The organism is Endozoicomonas sp. SESOKO3, from assembly GCF_024606255.1.
This window is the reverse complement of the sequence record NZ_JAHHPR010000779.1, coordinates 1-1,066: the sequence shown is the minus strand read 5'-3', so window position 1 is coordinate 1,066 and position 1,066 is coordinate 1. Positions and strand designations below refer to the sequence as shown.

1 protein-coding gene is annotated in these 1,066 nt (G+C 50.2%); it reads left to right on the top strand.

All coding sequences use genetic code 11. The features are described from left to right. Window positions 1–122: 122 nt before the first annotated feature. Window positions 123–1,066 (top strand): hypothetical protein (locus tag KDK18_RS13685; protein WP_257255490.1); only part of this gene is annotated, 944 nt, incomplete at its 3' end.

Here is a 1,066-nt window from a genome sequence, read left to right as displayed (position 1 = left end):
ACCATAATCACTGGCTTTACCAGTTGTCGGATCAAAGGTGGCTTTATCAACCAGGTATTCCTGAGACTCCGATAACACCCAGTCCAACACTCATCACCGGGAAGTACTTCAACCTCTGGGCATTGGAAAAGGCATCTCCCGGCAATGACACCTATCCGGTCTGGTCGAAGTCTTCTCTATTCATAGCCCGCAACGACAGACATCGGAAATATCATTTCTGGGGAGCAGGAGACCCGGTACTGTTAATGCAGTTCGCTGATGCCCCTTTTAATATCAAGGATCATTATGCCGTTTGGGACGGACCAGACATTGGCACCCTTGTAGAAAGTGAGCATATCAATCTGGCCACTCTGTTTGTAAACACAGTGGCCAATGCGCCATTTAATCTCTATCAATGGCACGGAATGCTCTCAGGGTTCAGTTCATCATCCACACCAAAAAGCCTTAGAGCGAGGGTAAGAGAGCAGATTCTGCGCGACCCCGGCTCACTTTACCAGTTTGTTCAACAGCGACCCGAGTTAATTAACAATGTGCTGACCTATTTAAACCGGGAGTTTCAGGGGCACGCTGTCCACTCATACTTTTCTGGTCGTGTACCCCCTTTTTTTAAACATCAAACAAACAGAAACCCACCGGCCTTGTTGCCAGAAGCACGAAATGCGTTCCAGCCAGATACATCACTTCCTTCAACAGAGTTTGCAACAGTCATAACGGCGGCTTCTGGCGCAGAGGGAAATAGCGGGGAGCCCCAGTCCCAACACCCCCCGGCTTCCCCCTCTGAACAAACAGCAGAACAAAGCAGCAACAGAATTAAACGAACTGCCAGCCCAGAGGGGAGGAACCATGATAACGATGATGAACCACCGCCACCGGATGGGAATGGGAACCATCCGGTCACGCCCGCAGACGCAGTAGCCTCAGCATCCTTGCTTGATCGTCTGGTTGATCTCTACAGGGACTCCGGGCTTCGGCCTGAAAGAGTGGGCTATTTGTCGGATTTCCTGTCAGAAGAGTTGGGTATTCCATCTTTGGAAAAGTTTGAAACCTTGTTCCGTCAATGCCAACC